Here is a 16,911-nt window from a genome sequence, read left to right on the forward strand (position 1 = left end):
GAGCAAGTCATGACTGCAACTCCCAAGACCCCCGCCCCCCTGCGCCTGCACGGGGTGGACCATACGGCGCGGCCCACCTGGCGCCTGCGCCAAACGGTCGCCTTCTACCGCGACATCCTCGGCCTGCCGCTGGTGCATGTGATCTCGGCGCGCGGCTGGGGTCCCGCCACGCACCCGGACTTCCTGCATTTCTTCTTCGACAGCGGCCAGGGCAGCACCATCGCGTTCTTCTATTACCTGGGCTCGGACGAACCCGAAGCGCTGCGCGGACGCAGCCGCATGCGGCCGCTGCCCGAAGACCATGTGTTCGACGCCACGCATACCGCCTGGCTGGTGGAAAGCGAGGACGAGCTCAAGGCCTGGAAGCAGAAGCTGCAGGATGCCGGGCTGGAAGTCTCGGTCGAAACCCGCCATGAAGTGATCGAATCCATCTACGTACGCGATCCCAACGGCTATTTCATCGAATTCACACGCAAGCTGCGGCCCCTGGGCGAAGTCGACGCGATCGACGCCGCCTTGACGCTGCAGGCGGCCATGCAGGCCGAAGCCGATGCGGAATCGGCTGGCGGACGCATCCAGCACATCGACGACGTCTGGGCGCGCAAGGCGGCGCTGCTGCAAGACAGGCTGGAGCTGGCCGATGGCGGCGCCGAGCCGCCCGTGCGGATCTTCGTGCCGCGCGTCGAGGAGTTTTCGTCCTTGGTCGAGGACGCCTCGGGACGCGAAAACTGCACCGTGGTACCGGGCGAGCATTTCGACTGCATCGTTTCCGACGGCCCGGTGGAGTTCCAGCGCAAGGCCCTGGGGCTCAAGCCCGCCGTCTGGTATGGCTTGTTCACCGGCGGCGTCAGCGGCACGATCGACGTATTGGATCGGGACCGCGTCCGGATCTCGGCCGCGCGCCACTGAGACACGGGCCAGGAGGAGACCATCATGCGAGATATACGCCGCCCCATAGAGGGCGTGATCTACCACCACCCCGAGCGCGCCCGCCAGTATTTCGCCAGCGGCGCCTGGGAGCATTCGACCGTGGGCGCGGCGCTGCACGCCACGGCCCGGCGCTGCCCCGAACGCACCGCGCTGATCATCGACGAAGGCAGCCTGAGCTTTCGCGAACTGGACGAACAGACCGACCGGCTGGCCGCCGCCTTGCTGAAGCTGGGCCTGGCGCCCGCGGACCGCGCCATCTTCCAGATGGGCACCACGCTGGAAACCGCGCTGGCCTTGCTGGCCTGCTACAAGGCAGGGATCGTCCCGGTCTGTTCGTTGCCGCAGCACCGCGAACTGGAGATCGGCCAGCTCTCGCGCCAGACCCGCGCCCGCGGCTATTTCGTGCAGGCCGACTTCGGCAAGTTCGATCTGCCGGCCTTTGCCGCCGGCATGCTGGCCGCCAGCGACACGCTGGAACACCTGGTCGTGGCGCGCGGCGACTCGCCGCATGGCGAGTCCCTGCATGCGCTGCTCGATGCGATGCCGCTGGCCGAGGCCCGCCTCATCCTGGCGGACCAGGGACCCGGCTGCGAGGACGTGCTGAGCTTCCAGCTGTCGGGCGGCACGACCGGCATGCCCAAGATCATCCCGCGCTTCCACGCCGAGTATCTGGGCCATTCGCTGGCCTGCGCCCGGCGCTACAAGATGCAGGACGACGACCGCATCATCTGGGCGCTGCCCCTGCTGCACAACGCGGCCCAGGTCTATGTGCTGATCCCCGTCATCGCCATGGGCGTGTCCGCGGTGCTGATGCCGCGGGTCGACGTGCCGCGCATGCTGGAGCTGATCGAACGCCACCGCGTCACCCGCGCCATGTCCATCGGGCCGATAGCGCCGCAGATCATGGCCTTTCCCGACCTGGCGAACTACGACCTGTCCTCCTTGCGCCTGTTCATCACCATGAGCGCCGCGGACCGCCTCGAAGCGCATCTGAACGTGCCCTGCTCCAACCTCTTCGGCATCACGGAAGGATTGCTGCTGGGCTCGCCCGCCGACGCGTCCGAGTACGAGCGGCACCATACGCAAGGCCGCTCGGGCTGCCCCGAGGACGACATCCGCCTGCTGGCGCCCGGCACCGAGGAACCGGTGGCCGAAGGCCAGATGGGCGAACTCTGCTTCCGCGGCCCCGCCACGCTGCCCGGATTCTTCGATGCCCCGGCGGCGAACGCCTCGGCCTATACCTCGGACGGCTATTACCGCACCGGCGACATGATGACGGCGCGCCTGGTCGATGGCGCAACCTGCTACGCCTTCGAAGGCCGCCTACGCGACAACATCAACCGCGGCGGCGAGAAGATCGGCTGCGAGGAAGTCGAGGCGCTGGTCGGCGCGCATCCCGCGATTTCCGAAGCGCGCCTGGTGGCCATGCCCGACCCCTTCTACGGCGAGAAAGGCTGCATCTTCATCATCGTCCGGCCTGGCCACGCGGCGCCCGGCCTGACGGAACTGGCGGACTTCCTCACGGGCCAGGGGCTCGCCAAATACAAATGCCCCGAACGCATCGAGCAGATCGAAGCCTTCCCCGTCACCAAGGTCGGCAAGCTCGACAAGGCCGCCCTGCGCCATAGCGTCGCGGAAATGCTCAATCAGGAAGCCGCAAAGGCCCGGGAGAACGGCAATGACCAGCACTGAATACGTCTTGAGCGAAACGCCTTTCATCGTGCGCCGCCGCGTCAAATGGGGCGACTGCGATCCCGCCGGCGTGGTCTACACCGTCACTTTTGGCGAATACGTGCTGTCAGCGGCCGAACTGTTCTACGGCCACCTGTTCAACGGCACGCCGCAGCGCATCAAGGATGAGCACGGCTTCGGCACGCCGACGCGCGCGCTGTCCTTCGACTTCCAGGCCTCGCTGTGGCCCGACGAGGAATTCGACATGTGCGTCAGGGTCGAGGAAATCCGCACCCGCACCTACACCCTGCACGTGGCCGGCAGCGTGCGCGGCCAGCCGGCGTTCGACGCCAGGCTGACCCCGATCTGCGTGGCGCGCGGCGAACGGCGCGCCATCGAAGTGCCCGCCGCGCTGCGCGGCGCGCTGCAGTCATATCAGCAAGCCTGCGCGCAGGCCGAAGCAAACAGGAGTGAAGCCAAATGAAGATCGCCGTCATCGGAGCCGGCCCCGCCGGCCTGTACTTTTCGCTGCTCGCCAAGAAGCATGCGCCGCAGCATGAAATCACCGTGTACGAACGGAACCCGCGCGGCGCCACCTACGGCTGGGGCGTGGTGTTCTCGGACATCGGCCTGTCCTTCCTGCGCGAAGCCGACCCGGAATTCTTCAAGGCCTTTGTCGCGCACCACGAACGCTGCGACTACATGGAAATCATCCATCAGGGCGCCCGCGTGCAGGTCCAGGGCAACCATTTCTCGCGCACGGCCCGCATCGACATGCTGGAAGTCCTGGAGCGCGCCTGCCTGGACGCGGGCGTCAAGATCCTGCATGAACAGCGGATCGACGACGTGGAGCGGCTGGCCGCGGAAGTGGACATGGTGGTGGCCGCCGACGGCAGCAACAGCGCCGTGCGCAAGCAGTACGCCGAACACTTCCGGCCGAGCTTCGAACGCCGCCGCAACAAGTTCGCCTGGTACGGCACGCGCCAGCGCTTTCATCCGGTGTCGCTGATCTTCCGCGAAACGGACCACGGCATCTTCATCGCGCACAGCTACCAGTACAGCAAGGACCTCAGCACCTTCCTGGTGGAAGTGGACCCGGACACCTGGCAACGCGCCGGCCTGGACGCGGCCAGCGAGGACGCAAGCCGCCGCTATTGCGCAGAAGTATTCCGCGCCGACCTGGGCGCCAACGAACTGCTGGGCAACCGTTCGCTCTGGTTCGAGGCCAACATCGTGCGCAATGAGCGCTGGTCGCACCGCAACATCGTCCTGCTTGGCGACGCGTTGCGCACCGTGCATTTCTCGCTCGGCTCCGGCACCCGCATGGCGATGCAGGACGCGATCGCGCTGCATCAAGGCCTCACGCAGCATCCCGACGACACGCAGGCCGCGTTCGCGCACTTCGAGACGCAGCGCCGCCCGGCTTCGTCCAACTTCCAGAGCGCCGCCGCGCGCAGCCTGGACTGGTACGAGAACGTGGCCGACAAGATGCACCTGGACCCGGTGTCCTTCGCCTACGACTACATGCGCCGCACGGGCCAGGTCAGCCACGACGACCTGCGCCAGCGCGATCCGGGCTTCGCCGCGGCCTACGAGGCGCTGCACCCGGAGGCGGCGGCCGTGTCCTGAGCTGCGCACTGTTTTGTTGTGAGTACCCGGCCGCGGCGCACCCGCGCTTGCGGCCTCAACGATAAGCGGCGCGGGGAAGCGCCGCAAAAACCATCCATGGAAAGTGGAGGAGACATGAAAAATACTCTTTGGTGCCTGGCGCTGACTGGCGCCCTGGCCTGCGCCTCGGCACAGGCCCAATCCGACAAGTACCCCGAACGGCCGGTGCGCATCGTGCTGCCCTATTCGGTGGGCAGCGGCCCCGACGCCGTCGCCCGCATGCTGGGCGAACAGCTCACGGCGGCCTGGAAGCAGCCGCTCATCGTCGAGAACAAGCCTGGCGCCAACGGCTGGCTGGCGATCGGCGAGGTCAAGCGCGCCACGCCCGACGGCTACTCGCTGGCGGTGGTGGACAACACCCACATGACGCTGCAACCACAGCTCTACCGCAGCCTGCCCTTCGATCCGGTCAAGGATTTCGTCCCGGTGGCGCCGATCTACACCACGCATTTCTTCATGGTGGTGTCGGCCTCGTCCCCCTGGAACAACGTCACCGACCTGATCGCGGCGGCCAAGGCCCAGCCCGGCAAGCTGACCTACGGCACCTGGGGCATGGGCAGCGTGGCGCACGTGGGCACCTCCATGTTCCAGACCGCCACGCAGACCAGCATGACGCACGTGCCCTTCAAGGACCTGGCCCAGCTCTACACGGCGGTGGCCAATGGCGAAGTCGATTGGGCTTTCGGCACGGCGGCCACGGTGCAGAACCTGTACCAGGCCAAGCGCGTCAAACTGCTGGCGCTGGCGGCGCCGTCCCGCCTGGGTTCCTACGCGGACGTGCCCACGGTCAGCGAGGCCGGCGGCCCCAAGGACTTCGAGTTGAAGACCTGGGTCGCGGCCTTCGCGCCCAAGGGCACGCCGGATGCCGTGGTCAAGCGCATCAACGCCGCCATCGCCCAGGCCGTGGTCACGCCCGCCGTGCGCAAACGCTTCGAAACCTATGGCTTCGACGCCTGGCCGCAGGACGCCGCCGCGCTGGCCCAGGCCCGCGACGCCGATTCGGCGCGCTTTGCGGCCGTGGTCAAAGAGGCCAATATCTCGCTGGACTGAGGCACGGCCCCGGGGCTGCCCGCGGCGGCCCCGCTACCCTTCCGGCGCCTTGGGCGTGGCCGTCAGCCGCTGCGCCATGAACTCCAGGAATTCGCGCGCCAGCGCCGGCAAGGTCCGGCCCTGCAAGGTCAGGACCTGGATGCTCCGCTGCCGCATTTCCGGATTGCTGAACGGCACCGCCGCCAAGCCCTCGCCGTCGCGCTGTCCCAGCATCGTCAGGTAGCCCGACAGCGCCACGATGTCGCTGCCCGGCAGCATGGGCAGGAAGGCCGCGGAATGATTGGACACATAGGCCGGCTCGATATGCAGCCCGGCATTGGCGCAGGCCGCGTCGAACAGCTGCCGCACGGTGGTGCCATGGTCGCCCAGCGACAGCGGCACCTTGGTCAGGTCGCGCACGCTCAGGCTGCGGCGGCTGGCCAGCGGATGGTTGCGGCACATGACCGCATAGACCGGCGCGCGCACCAGCAATTCGGTCTTGAGCCGGTCGTCCTGCGCGGTGGTGTAGCGCAGCGCCAGCTGCGACAGGCCTTCCAGGATCTGGCGGCTGACCTCCTCGGGGCGCTCCACATGCAGATGGAAGCGGGCCTCGGGCCGCACCCGCTTGAACTCGGCCATGCACATGGGCAGGAATCGGTGGGCGAAACCCTCGGTGCAGGCCAGGCGTATGGTCACGTCGCCCAGGTGGCTGCGCTGGCGGATCTCGGTGGTGACGCGCTCGGCTTCCAGCGCGGCGGCATTGGCGTACGCCGCCAGTTGGCGGCCGGCCTCGCTCAGTTCCATGCCGCGCGCCTGCCGCTCGAACAGCGCGATGCCCAGCCCGTCCTCCAGCTTGGCGATCTGCCGGCTGACGGCCGAGGCCGCCACGTGCTGCGCCGCCGCGGCGCCCGCGATGGAGCCGCAGCGCGCGACCTCCAGGAAGTACCTCAAGCCCAGCGAAATCATGACGGCCCCTCTTACCCATGCCTTTATGGCAACCAAATAATGCTAATTATCTAATTGTGGCATGTTATGAAGCGTAATAACTTTGTGCCTCCCTCAGCATCCCAGCCGCCCAAGTGACACGCGAACAAGCCCTGCTCCAAGCCGTTCAAGCCTACGACAATGGCGACCTGCATGCCGCGCTGGCCCGTCGCGTCGCCTACGCGACGGAAAGCGAAGTGCCCGACCAGGCGCCGGCCCAGCATGCCTACCTCAATGAAGAACTGCTGCCCTTGCTCAAGGAGCTGGGCTTCGCCTGCGAGGTGCATCCCAATCCCTCGGGCGCCGACCTGCCCATCCTGGTGGCGCGGCGCATCGAGCAGGCCGGCCTGCCCACGGTGCTGATGTACGGCCATGGCGACGTGGTGCGCGGCAATGCCGCCCGTTGGGAAGCCGGCCGCGATCCCTGGCGCCTGCAGGTCGAGGGTGACCGCTGGTACGGGCGCGGCACCGCCGACAACAAGGGCCAGCACAGCATCAACCTGGAAGCCTTGCGCCAGGTCATCGCCGCGCGCGGCGGCGCGCTGGGCTTCAACGCGATCTGGCTGATCGAAACCGGCGAGGAAGCGGGTTCGCCCGGACTGGCCGCCTTCTGCGAGGCGCAGCGCGAGGCCCTGGCGGCGGACGTGTTCATCGCCAGCGACGGCCCGCGCCTGAGCGCCCGGCGTCCCACCCTGTTCATGGGCTCGCGCGGCGCGGTGAACTTCGAATTGAAGCTGCATGCGCGCGAACGCGGCTATCACTCGGGCAACTGGGGCGGCCTGCTGGCCAACCCCGCCATCGTGCTGGCGCATGCCATCGCCACGCTGGTGGACGCGCGCGGCCGCATCACGGTGCCCGGCCTGCGTCCGCCCCCCATCCCGGACGCGGTGGCCGAGGCGCTGGCCGACCTGGAAGTCGGCGGCGGCGAGGACGACCCCGACATCAACGCCTGGTGGGGCGAACCCGGGCTGAGCGCCCCCGAAAAAGTGTTCGGCTGGAACAGCCTGGACGTCCTGACCTTTGGCGCCGGCGATCCGGCCAAGCCGGTCAACGCCATCCCGCCCGAAGCCGTGGCCTGGTGCCAGCTGCGATTCGTGGTGGGCACGGACTGGCGGGCGCTGGAAACGCATGTAAAGGAGCATCTGCGCGCGGCGGGCTTCGAGGACGTGCAAGTGCGCATCGGCATGCAGGCCGGCGCCACCCGTCTGTCGCCCGACAATCCCTGGGTGCGTTGGGCCGCGGCCTCGCTGGAACGCAGCACCGGCAAGCGGCCGGCGCTGTTGCCGAACCTGGGCGGTTCCCTGCCCAACGACATCTTCGCCGACCAGCTGGGCCTGCCCACCTTGTGGGTGCCGCATTCCTATCCCGCCTGCGCCCAGCACGCACCCAGCGAACACCTGCTGGGCAGCGTCGCCCGCGAGGGGTTGGCCATCATGGCCGGCCTGTTCTGGGACCTGGGCGACCAGGGCAGCGCCCTGCGCCTGGCGGCCGCAACTCCGTCTTCCAACACCAAGTGACCGGGATCTCCGACATGAACGTCAAACTCCGCGCCGCCCTCGTGGCCGCAAGCCTTGCCGCCGCCGCGCATGCGGGCGGCGCCCATGCCGCCTATCCCGAACAGGCGATCAAGATCGTCGTGCCCTTCACGCCGGGCGGCGCGACCGACGCCGTGGCGCGGCTGCTGGCCAACAAGCTGTCCGGCAAGTTCGGCCAGCCGGTCATCGTGGAGAACCGCCCGGGCGCATCCACCGTGATCGGCGCGGAAGCGGCTGCGCGCGCGCAGCCTGACGGCTACACCCTGATGCTGTCGGGCAGCACCACCTATACCGTGCTGCCGGCGCTCAAGCCCGGCCTGCCCTACGATCCGCAAAAGAGCTACGAACACATCGCCATCGTCGCCATGGCGCCCGTGGTGCTGCTGGCCAAGAACGGCCTGGCGGCCGGCACCGTGCAGGAAGCGGCGGCGCTGGCCCGGCAGCAAAGCGCCAAGGGCGGCCTGATGTACGGCACCTTCGGTCCCGGGTCCGCGCCGCACCTGGCCGGCGAGATGTACGCCGAGGCCGCGGGCGCCAAGATGTTGCCGGTGCCCTACAAGGGCAGCGCGCAGTTGGTCACGGCCATGATAGGCGGCGAGGTCGACCTGGGCGTGGACACCGTGTCCTCCGCCGCGCCGCAGGTCCGCGCCGGCAAGGTCCGCGCGCTGGCCGTGACGGGCGAACGCCGCATGCCGCAACTGCCCGATGTGCCGACTTTCGCGGAGGCCGGCATGGCGGATGTTTCCTTCGTGGGCTGGTACGCGCTGGTGGCGCCGGCGCGCACGCCGGCCCCCGTGGTGGACACCCTGAGCCGCGCCGTGGCGGAAATCATGGAAGACCCGCAGGTGCGCAAATCGGTGGCCGACCTGGCGCTCGATCCCGTGTATCTGCCCGCCCCGGCCTTCAAGGCGCAGATCACGAAGGAACTGCGCACCTTTTCTGAAGTGGCGGCCCGCGCCGGCATCACCCTGGACTAGCCGCGGCGGGCTGACGCCTGGCCTCAGTCCGGTTGGGTGCGGGTGATCTTGGACCCTTCCAGGCCCATGCCCGCCATCAGTCCCTGTCCGCCGAATGGCACGGCATATACGTCCTGGCTAAGGGTGGTGGTGGTAATGCTGGAGGCATAGCTGTCGTCCACCACGACCAGGCTGGGGCCGGCGCCGAGCGACCAGCCGTCGCTCTGGTCCAGGTACCGCAGCGCCGGCTCATTCATGAAGAACAGCGCATAGCTGAACTCCTGCGCGCCGGCCTGAAGACCGAACGATACGGCCGATATGTTGTAGTAGGCCTGGACCTTGCCGCCGCGCATGAGCGCGCCGTCGCCGGTTTCCGCGCCGACCAGCAGCCCCCCCTTCAGGATGCGGGGGAACACCAGTACGCCCACCGCCTTGTCGCCCAGTAAACGCGTCTTGGGTTCCTGCTGGTAGAGGCGATCCAGCGCACCCTGCGCTTCCCGGCTGAGCTCTGCCGCGGACTCCGCCCTGGCCTGCGGCGCGAGGAAGAAACAGGCAACCCACAAAAAAAGGCTGGCCCAAAGCCAGCCGCGGATACTCATAGGCAAAACGGATGCGCGACGCATACAGCCCCCTGATCTCGAAAGGAAAAGGACGGCAAGCGCCGACGCGCTCGCCCCGACTTGCTGAATGAGTATTGGCAGGCGCCGATGCCTTGTCAAGATGCATGCGCACCCGGCCACCGAGGCCACGTCAAAACCTGGGCGGCGAAGTCTCCCGTTGCGGGTGGCGATGCCGGCCCAGGGCTTCGATGAAGAACGACACGCTCTTGGCGGGGGCCGTCGCGTCCATCGTCAGCAGTCCGCCATCCGCCGGATCGGCGGACAGGCCCGCCGCGGCAAGCAACTGCACGCCCTCGCCCATGCCCATCAAGGTCTTGCCATGGCGGTAGGCGTCGCGCAGGAATTCCAGCGCGCGTCCGTCCGATTCCAGGCGGGCCACGGCGGCCTCGCCGCCCGCCGCCACCACGCCATCGAACAGCGCCGAAGGATGGTTGTCCAGGGAGGCGTCGGCATCCAGCGTGCCGCCCCCGGCCGCCGGGACGGGTCCGATGCGCTGCCCGACCAGCCGCACAATGGCGCCCGCCGCGATCAGGCCCTGGGCCACGGCTGACACGCTCTTGCCATCCGCGCCCTCCGCCACCAGGATTGCGACCTTGCGCGTGGCTATGCCGCCGTCGCCAGGGCGCGCGGCCAACGACAATGCCGGCGACACCTCGACCTCCGGCTTGGGCGGAAGCTCGATCGCCCGCGGCAAGGGCGCAGGCAAGCCCATGCCCAGTTGGTCGGCTACGCCCCGCGCCAGTTCTTCGGACACATTGCGCAGCGACGCGACCATGCGCTGGCGCACCGCCGGCACCGTGACCTTGCTCAACTCAAAGGCATAGGCGTCGACGATGTGGCGCTTTTCCCAGTCCGCCTGGCTTTCATAGAACAGCGTCGCCTGGTTGTAATGCTCGGCGAATTTTTCAGGATGCCCTCGCAGTTCGTCGCCCGTCTCCGGCTCCGGAAACGACACGAAGCCTTCCATGCCGGCCTGGAAGGGACAGCCGCCTGCAAGCGAGTTGGGCTCGTAGGCCACGCGGCCGCGGTGGATGGCCTGGCGATGCATGCCGTCGCGCTGGTTGTTGTGCACGGGCGCAAGCGGCGCATTGATCGGGATTTCATGGAAGTTGGGGCCGCCCAGCCGCGAAATCTGCGTGTCCACGTAGGAGTGGATGCGCCCTGCCAATAGCGGGTCATTGGTGAAGTCCAGGCCCGGCACGATGTGGGCGGCGCAAAAGGCGACCTGCTCCGTCTCGGCGTAGAAGTTGTCGGGGTTGCGGTCCAGCACCATCCGCCCCACCGGCACCACGGGCACCAGCTCCTCGGGCACGATCTTGGTCGCGTCCAGCACGTCGAAGCTGAAGCCTTCGGCCTGCTCCTCGGTGAACACCTGCACGCCCAGCTCCCACTGCGGGCCATTGCCGGCGTCGATCGCCTCCCAAAGATCGCGGCGGTGGAAGTCGGGATCCGCGCCAGACACCTTGACGGCTTCATTCCACACCTGCGAATGCGTGCCGAGAATGGGATTCCAATGGAACTTCACCAGCCGCGACTCGCCCGCGGCGTTGACGAAGCGGAACGTATGCACGCCAAAGCCCTGCATCATCCGGTAGCTGCGCGGAATGGCGCGGTCCGACATCAGCCACATCAGCATGTGAGTGGATTCCGGCATCAGCGACACGAAGTCCCAGAAGGTATCGTGCGCGGACGCGGCCTGGGGCATGCCATGATGCGGCTCGGGCTTGACGGCGTGCACCAGGTCCGGGAATTTCATCGCGTCCTGGATGAAGAAGACCGGCATGTTGTTCCCGACCAGATCCCAGTTGCCTTCGTCGGTATAAAACTTCACGGCGAAACCGCGGACGTCCCGCGCAGTGTCCTTGGAGCCGCGTTCGCCCGCCACCGTCGAAAAGCGCACGAACACCGGCGTGAGCTTGCCGGCTTCGGCGAACAGGGACGCGGCGGTCAGGCCGGTCAGCGGCTTGTAGCATTCGAAGTAGCCGTGCGCCGCCGAACCGCGCGCATGCACGATGCGTTCGGGAATCCGCTCGTGGTCGAAATGCGTGATCTTCTCGCGCAGGATGAAGTCCTTGAGCAAAGCCGGCCCGCGCAGGCCCGCCTTGAGCGAGTGCTGGTTATCGCTGACGCGCACGCCCTGGTTGGTGGTCAGCATCTGCCCGCCAGCATCGGCGCGCACGCGCTCCAGCCGTCCGTCGGCCGCATTGACGCCGGCCGCGGCCGCGCCCCCGGTCTTGGCCGAGGTCTCGGTTTCGGACAGCGAACTGGCCGTCGCGGAAGGATCCGCTGCCGCGACGTGCGCGCCGGCATAGGGGCAGCGCGCCCCTTCTTCGCCGTACTCCGCCGCCTTGCCGGCATTGTGGGGAATCGCGGCGGCCGTTTCGCCCACGGCCGCGGCGCGCTTGAGCGCCGGGTGGCTGGGCTTGCCCGCGGGTCCGGACGCCGGGCCGCTGTCCGTGTTCAGATAGGCAGTGTCCACGGCCGCGCCCGCGCCGCCCTTGCCTGCTGCTTTCTTGGCTGGCATCGCAATCTCCTAGTGGCTCAGCATCTTGCCGCGCGCCTGCTCGGCCCGCGAGGCGCCGATGGCGGTCTCGACCTGCTTGACCTCTTCGGGAGGCGGCAGCACGGCGGGGAATCCGAGCGATTCGATCCACAGCTCGCGCGACCAGCCCTGCGTGTGATAGAGATGATGGTCCTCGTCCGTTGCCACGGCGTCGTGAGCCTGCTTCAACACCTTGGCCTCGTCGCCGCTGTGCTGTTCGGCAATCACGCCGATCAGGGACCAGTTCGCGTGATCCTTGGTTTCGGCCAGCACCACGCATTCGGTGGCGACCAATTGGGCGGCGTCCGGATCGCCAGCGCTGATCGCCATCTTCATGGCCTTCACCAGCGCCTCGCCGATGTGGCGCACGACCTGGCGGCCCGGCGGTTGCGCCTGCGGGTCCAGGCCCAGCTGCTCGAACACCGTCAACAGCACCCGGCGATGCGTGCGGGTTTCTTCCAGATAGCCGAGCCATTCCTTTTTCAGATCTTCGTTCACCGCGCAGGACACGGCGGTTTCGTACACGGCCAGGCCACCAATTTCGGTTTCCAGGGCCTGGTACAGCAGTTCCTCGATTTGCGAGACATTTCCGGCTTTGCGTTTCATTGGGCGCTCCTCTTCTGGATGGGCATCCGCGCATGCCTGCGGCGGATATGCGGATGGAGCGCCTACCCAGCAATCGCCATGCCCGGTCCGCGCGATGGCAATTGCCCTGCGGCAGCTCGGAGCGGATGCCGCCTCCGCGGCAAAAAATACAAGACTGTGGGCAAGGACAACCTCGTCCCCATTTAGACTAGAATTGGAACCATTCTCAATAAAATCAGACCGCCAGGCTCGCGGCGGCGCCAACAAGAAAGAGGCTCGTCCTGAAATCCGGTTTCCGCCTATCCATGGCCTGGCTCCATACCTGGGTCGGCCTGTGGTTTTCCTGGCTGCTGTTCGCCGTCTTCCTGACGGGATCGCTGGCCGTCTTCTCCGAGCCCATTACCCACTGGATGACGCCCGAGCACCGCGAGGCGGAAGCCCTGGCCGCGCAAAAGGAAAGCGTGCCGGTGGACCGCGCCCGCCGGCTGGAACTGGCGGTGGACTACATGGCGCGCAACCATGCCGGCGCCGGCATGTGGGAAATCTGGCCGGTGGACCGCTTTCACGAAAACGGCCTGACGGCCTATTGGTTCGACCAGAACGGCCTATATGCGGATGCCGAGCTCGACCCCGAGACAGGCGCCGAACTGGATGACCACCACGATGCCGAAGGCCGCGCGACGATGGGCGGCGCGCATTTCGTGGACTTCCACTACACGCTGCACGACGCCGGCCTGGGGCTGTGGATCGTCGCCTTCGCCAGCATGGCCATGCTGGTCGCGCTGATTTCCGGCGTGGTCACGCACAAGCGCATCTTCAAGGACTTCTTCACCTTCCGCGCCAAGAAGGGCCAACGGTCCTGGCTGGACGCGCACAACGCGGTGGCGGTGCTGACCCTGCCCTTCCAGTTCATGATTGCCTACACAGGAATCGTGATTTCCAGCGCCCAGCTCATGCCGGCCCCGGTCACGGTGACCTATGGCGCCGGCCCGCAGGCCAGCCGCCTGTACCTGGCCGAGCTGACGGGCGAAGAACGGCCCGCCCGCAGCGGCGTGGCGCTGGCCATGCCGGCGCTCGAGCCCATCGTGGCCCGCGGCGAACGACTGATCGGGCAGACCGCGCGCGCCATCGTCATCAACAATCCCGAAGACAGCTCCATGCGCATCGGCGTCTATGGCTGGAACGAAGACGCCGACACCTTCCGCAATCTGAGCGCCACCACGGGCATGGCGGAGTTCTCCGCCAGCGGCGAGCTGCTGCGCCTGCGGCCCGCGGGCGGCGTGCACGGCGGCGCGCCGGCGCTGACGTTCCAGGTGATGAGCGACCTGCACATGTCCAAGTTCGGCGGGCTGGGCGTCAGCTGGCTGTACTTCATCTGCGGCCTGGCGGGCGCGGCCATGATGGGCACGGGCGCCTTGCTGTTCATGGTCAAGCGCCGCGCCAAGCATGGCGGCGAGTTCGGCAGCGCCACGGCGCGCATGTACCGGCTGATAGAAGGATTGAACGTGGCCGCGCTGGCCGGATTGGCGATCGCCTGCATCAGCTACCTCTGGGCCAACCGCCTGCTGCCCGTGGCGCTGGAGAACCGCGCGCTTTGGGAACTGCGCTGCTTCTTCCTGGCGTGGGCGCTGACCCTGGCGCATGCCTGGCTGTGCAGCCCGCGCCGCGCCTGGATCTCGCAATTGGTGCTGCTGTCGGCGCTGTGCCTGCTGCTGCCGGCGCTGTCGTTCATCACATTGGGCGACCATCCGGCAGCGCAGATCGCGCGCGGCGATTGGGAGAGCGCCGGCGTCGAACTGACGTCCGTCGCATTCGGCGTACTATCGGGCTGGGCGGCCCTGCTGTTGTGGCGACGGCCCGCATCCGCGCCCGTCCGGCGCAATCCCCGCAGTGACGCAGAGGCGGCCGCATGAACACCAACGACCTGTACGCAATTTCCATGGCGCTGCTGCTGACCTATTCGGGCATGGCCTGCCTGAGCCTGGCCATGCCGCGCCACTACGACCAGGTCTGGGGACGCGATCCCTCCGCCGGCCATACCCGCGTGCTGCGCGGCGCCGGCGTGCTGCTGCTGGCGTTGGCCCTGCTGCCCTGCGTGGGCCTGTGGGGCAATACCGTGGGCGTGGTGGCATGGCTGGGCTGGCTGTCGGCGGGCGCGCTGCTCTGGGTCGGCATGCTGTCATGGGCGCCGCGTCCGGCGGCCCGTACCGCGGCGCTGGCGGTGGCAATATCCCTGGCCGGGGTCGGCATCGGCTTCTGAAGCGCAGGTTTGACGCGCATCAAGCAAGCCTGATATCCCGGCGGTGCGGGGCAATTCCTGCACCATATGTGGTGGTAGAGTTTCCACACCCTACTACATATGGTGTCAGTCATGCATATCCAGCACATCCTCAAGCGCGACGGCCGGGTCGCGGCGTTCGACCGCGACAAGATCGCCCAAGCCATGGCGGCCGCCGGCAGCAGCACGGGAGAACTGGATCTGGCGGGCGCGCAAGTCCTGACCGACACCGTCATCGCCGCGCTGGAAGGCAACCCCTGCCCTGGCGTCGAGACCATCCAGAACCGCGTCGAGGAAGCCCTGGTCCAGGCAGGCCATTGGCGCACCGCGCGGGCCTACATCGTGCACCGCGAACAGCACGCCCGGCTGCGCGCGCTGCGCCACACGCTGGTGGACGTGGAAAGCGCGATGGAGGAATACCTGGACCAGCGCGACTGGCGCGTCAACGCCAACGCCAACCAGGGCTACAGCCTGGGCGGCCTGATCCTGAACGTGGCGGGCAAAGTCACCGCCAATTACTGGCTGTCCAACGTGTTCGCGCCCGAGGCGGGCCGCGCCCACCGCGAAGGCGACATCCACATCCACGACCTGGACATGCTGAGCGGCTATTGCGCCGGCTGGTCGCTGCGCCAGCTACTGACCGAAGGCTTCAACGGCATCCCCGGCAAGGTCGAAGCCACGCCGCCGCGCCACATGTCCGCGGCCATCGGCCAGATCGTCAACTTCCTGGGCACGCTGCAGAATGAGTGGGCCGGCGCGCAGGCGTTCAGCTCCTTCGATACCTACATGGCGCCCTTCATCCGCCGCGACGCCATGACGTACGCCGACGTGAAGCAGTCCATGCAGGAACTCATCTACAACCTGAACGTACCCAGCCGCTGGGGCACGCAGACGCCCTTCACCAACCTCACGTTCGACTGGACCTGCCCGCCGGACCTGAAGGACCAGATCCCGTACATCGGCGGCGAGGAAATGCCTTTTTCCTACGGCGACCTGCAGACCGAGATGGACATGATCAACCGCGCCTACATCGAAGTCATGATGGCTGGCGACGCCAAGGGCCGCGTGTTCACCTTCCCCATCCCCACCTACAACATCACCCCCGACTTCGACTGGGACCACCCCAACACCGAGCGCCTGTTTGAAATGACGGCGCGCTATGGCCTGCCCTATTTCCAGAACTTCCTGAATTCGGACCTGGAGCCGCACATGGTGCGCTCCATGTGCTGCCGCCTGCAGCTGGACCTGCGCGAACTGCTCAAGCGCGGCAACGGCCTGTTCGGCTCGGCCGAGCAAACGGGGTCGGTCGGCGTGGTGACGGTCAACTGCGCGCGCCTGGGCTACACCTGCCGCGGCGACGAAGCGCGGCTGATGCAGCAACTGGACCACCTGCTGGAACTGGGCCGCGACGTGCTGGAAACCAAGCGCAAGGTGGTGCAGCGCTACATCGATCAGGGCCTCTACCCCTATACCCGCCGCTATCTGGGCACCCTGCGCAATCACTTCAGCACGCTGGGCGTGAACGGCATCAACGAGATGGTCCGCAACTTCACGGCCGACGCCGAGGACATCACCACGGCCGCGGGCCACGCCCTGGCCGTGCGCCTCCTGGACCGCGTGCGCGACCGCATGACCGAGTTCCAGGAACAGACCGGCCACCTGTACAACCTGGAAGCCACGCCCGCCGAAGGCACCACCTACCGCTTCGCGCGCGAAGACAGGAAGCGCTATCCCGCCATCCTGCAAGCGGGCAGCGAGACGCAGCCCTACTACACCAACTCCAGCCAGCTGCCGGTGGGCCACACCGACGATCCTTTCCATGCGCTGGAGCTGCAGGAAACGCTGCAGGGCAAGTACACCGGCGGCACCGTGCTGCATCTGTACATGAACGAAGCCGTTTCTTCTTCCGCCGCATGCAAGCAGCTGGTGCGCCGCGCGCTGTCGAATTTCCGGCTGCCCTACATCACGGTCACGCCGACCTTCTCCATCTGCCCCAACCATGGCTATCTGGCGGGGCACCACGAGTTCTGCCCGAAATGCGATGCCGAACTGCTGGCCAAGCAAGCGGCATGCTGCACCCCGGCCTAGGGCTGTAAAGGCCAGCCCCCAGGCC

The 16,911-nt window shown here is 67.4% G+C and carries 14 protein-coding genes; 10 read left to right on the forward strand and 4 right to left on the reverse strand.

Annotated elements, in window-relative coordinates; translation table 11 throughout:
- The first annotated feature begins 9 nt into the window (after positions 1–9).
- From NGK62_RS22070 to NGK62_RS22090, 5 genes are all read left to right on the forward strand, one after another.
- Complete coding sequence (locus tag NGK62_RS22070) at positions 10–909, forward strand: VOC family protein (protein WP_251880382.1); 900 nt, start codon at positions 10–12, stop codon at positions 907–909.
- 24 nt (positions 910–933) lie between these two features.
- Positions 934–2,622, forward strand: coding sequence for an AMP-binding protein (locus NGK62_RS22075; RefSeq protein WP_251880384.1), 1,689 nt, complete (start codon positions 934–936; stop codon positions 2,620–2,622).
- Positions 2,609–3,085, forward strand: coding sequence for an acyl-CoA thioesterase (locus NGK62_RS22080; RefSeq protein ID WP_059379646.1), 477 nt, complete (start codon positions 2,609–2,611; stop codon positions 3,083–3,085). Before NGK62_RS22075 ends, NGK62_RS22080 begins: the two co-directional genes overlap by 14 nt.
- On the forward strand, positions 3,082–4,230 hold the full coding sequence (locus NGK62_RS22085) for an FAD-dependent monooxygenase (protein ID WP_251880386.1): 1,149 nt from the start codon (positions 3,082–3,084) through the stop codon (positions 4,228–4,230). The genes NGK62_RS22080 and NGK62_RS22085 overlap by 4 nt, the downstream gene beginning before the upstream one ends.
- A 114-nt stretch (positions 4,231–4,344) precedes the next feature.
- Positions 4,345–5,319, forward strand: coding sequence for a Bug family tripartite tricarboxylate transporter substrate binding protein (locus NGK62_RS22090; protein ID WP_059379644.1), 975 nt, complete (start codon positions 4,345–4,347; stop codon positions 5,317–5,319).
- 33 nt (positions 5,320–5,352) lie between these two features.
- Here the strand turns inward: NGK62_RS22090 and NGK62_RS22095 are convergent, their stop codons facing one another.
- A complete protein-coding gene (locus tag NGK62_RS22095) occupies positions 5,353–6,264 on the reverse strand; it encodes a LysR family transcriptional regulator (RefSeq protein ID WP_059379643.1) in 912 nt (303 codons plus the stop codon).
- A gap of 113 nt (positions 6,265–6,377) precedes the next feature.
- Here NGK62_RS22095 and NGK62_RS22100 point away from each other — a divergent pair, with 113 nt between their 5' ends.
- Both NGK62_RS22100 and NGK62_RS22105 read left to right on the forward strand, forming a co-directional pair.
- Entirely contained in the window at positions 6,378–7,799 is a 1,422-nt protein-coding gene (locus tag NGK62_RS22100) for a M20 family metallopeptidase (RefSeq protein ID WP_251880388.1), read from the forward strand.
- A 14-nt stretch (positions 7,800–7,813) separates the two neighbouring features.
- Positions 7,814–8,794: a Bug family tripartite tricarboxylate transporter substrate binding protein gene (locus NGK62_RS22105; RefSeq protein WP_251880391.1), complete on the forward strand. Its 981-nt coding sequence runs from the start codon at positions 7,814–7,816 to the stop codon at positions 8,792–8,794.
- Positions 8,795–8,817: 23 nt separating this feature from the next.
- Here the strand turns inward: NGK62_RS22105 and NGK62_RS22110 are convergent, their stop codons facing one another.
- From NGK62_RS22110 to NGK62_RS22120, 3 genes are all read right to left on the reverse strand, one after another.
- Entirely contained in the window at positions 8,818–9,372 is a 555-nt protein-coding gene (locus tag NGK62_RS22110; RefSeq protein ID WP_251880393.1) for a lipid-binding SYLF domain-containing protein, read from the reverse strand.
- A 151-nt stretch (positions 9,373–9,523) separates the two neighbouring features.
- A complete protein-coding gene (locus NGK62_RS22115) occupies positions 9,524–11,917 on the reverse strand; it encodes a catalase (protein ID WP_251880395.1) in 2,394 nt (797 codons plus the stop codon).
- A 9-nt stretch (positions 11,918–11,926) separates the two neighbouring features.
- A complete protein-coding gene (locus NGK62_RS22120) occupies positions 11,927–12,541 on the reverse strand; it encodes a ferritin-like domain-containing protein (RefSeq protein WP_251880397.1) in 615 nt (204 codons plus the stop codon).
- A gap of 284 nt (positions 12,542–12,825) precedes the next feature.
- Here NGK62_RS22120 and NGK62_RS22125 point away from each other — a divergent pair, with 284 nt between their 5' ends.
- From NGK62_RS22125 to NGK62_RS22135, 3 genes are all read left to right on the forward strand, one after another.
- Positions 12,826–14,433, forward strand: coding sequence for a PepSY-associated TM helix domain-containing protein (locus NGK62_RS22125; protein WP_251880399.1), 1,608 nt, complete (start codon positions 12,826–12,828; stop codon positions 14,431–14,433).
- On the forward strand, positions 14,430–14,780 hold the full coding sequence (locus NGK62_RS22130) for a DUF3325 domain-containing protein (protein ID WP_042793406.1): 351 nt from the start codon (positions 14,430–14,432) through the stop codon (positions 14,778–14,780). Before NGK62_RS22125 ends, NGK62_RS22130 begins: the two co-directional genes overlap by 4 nt.
- 111 nt (positions 14,781–14,891) lie before the next feature.
- Entirely contained in the window at positions 14,892–16,886 is a 1,995-nt protein-coding gene (locus NGK62_RS22135; protein WP_059379788.1) for a ribonucleoside triphosphate reductase, read from the forward strand.
- The last annotated feature ends 25 nt before the right edge of the window (positions 16,887–16,911 follow it).

The sequence above is a fragment of the Achromobacter sp. Marseille-Q4954 genome (assembly GCF_943737025.1).
Taxonomy (GTDB): Bacteria; Pseudomonadota; Gammaproteobacteria; order Burkholderiales; family Burkholderiaceae_B; genus Achromobacter; species Achromobacter bronchisepticus_A.

Excerpts from the sequence above, each read along its gene's own strand:
- NGK62_RS22130 (WP_042793406.1), top strand. The coding sequence starts at position 14,430 with ATGAACACCAACGACCTGTACGCAATTTCCATGGCGCTGCTGCTGACC.
- NGK62_RS22110 (WP_251880393.1), bottom strand. The coding sequence starts at position 9,372 with ATGAGTATCCGCGGCTGGCTTTGGGCCAGCCTTTTTTTGTGGGTTGCC.
- NGK62_RS22070 (WP_251880382.1), top strand. The coding sequence starts at position 10 with ATGACTGCAACTCCCAAGACCCCCGCCCCCCTGCGCCTGCACGGGGTG.
- NGK62_RS22120 (WP_251880397.1), bottom strand. The coding sequence starts at position 12,541 with ATGAAACGCAAAGCCGGAAATGTCTCGCAAATCGAGGAACTGCTGTAC.
- NGK62_RS22135 (WP_059379788.1), top strand. The coding sequence starts at position 14,892 with ATGCATATCCAGCACATCCTCAAGCGCGACGGCCGGGTCGCGGCGTTC.
- NGK62_RS22090 (WP_059379644.1), top strand. The coding sequence starts at position 4,345 with ATGAAAAATACTCTTTGGTGCCTGGCGCTGACTGGCGCCCTGGCCTGC.
- NGK62_RS22125 (WP_251880399.1), top strand. The coding sequence starts at position 12,826 with ATGGCCTGGCTCCATACCTGGGTCGGCCTGTGGTTTTCCTGGCTGCTG.
- NGK62_RS22095 (WP_059379643.1), bottom strand. The coding sequence starts at position 6,264 with ATGATTTCGCTGGGCTTGAGGTACTTCCTGGAGGTCGCGCGCTGCGGC.
- NGK62_RS22080 (WP_059379646.1), top strand. The coding sequence starts at position 2,609 with ATGACCAGCACTGAATACGTCTTGAGCGAAACGCCTTTCATCGTGCGC.
- NGK62_RS22085 (WP_251880386.1), top strand. The coding sequence starts at position 3,082 with ATGAAGATCGCCGTCATCGGAGCCGGCCCCGCCGGCCTGTACTTTTCG.
- NGK62_RS22105 (WP_251880391.1), top strand. The coding sequence starts at position 7,814 with ATGAACGTCAAACTCCGCGCCGCCCTCGTGGCCGCAAGCCTTGCCGCC.
- NGK62_RS22075 (WP_251880384.1), top strand. The coding sequence starts at position 934 with ATGCGAGATATACGCCGCCCCATAGAGGGCGTGATCTACCACCACCCC.
- NGK62_RS22115 (WP_251880395.1), bottom strand. The coding sequence starts at position 11,917 with ATGCCAGCCAAGAAAGCAGCAGGCAAGGGCGGCGCGGGCGCGGCCGTG.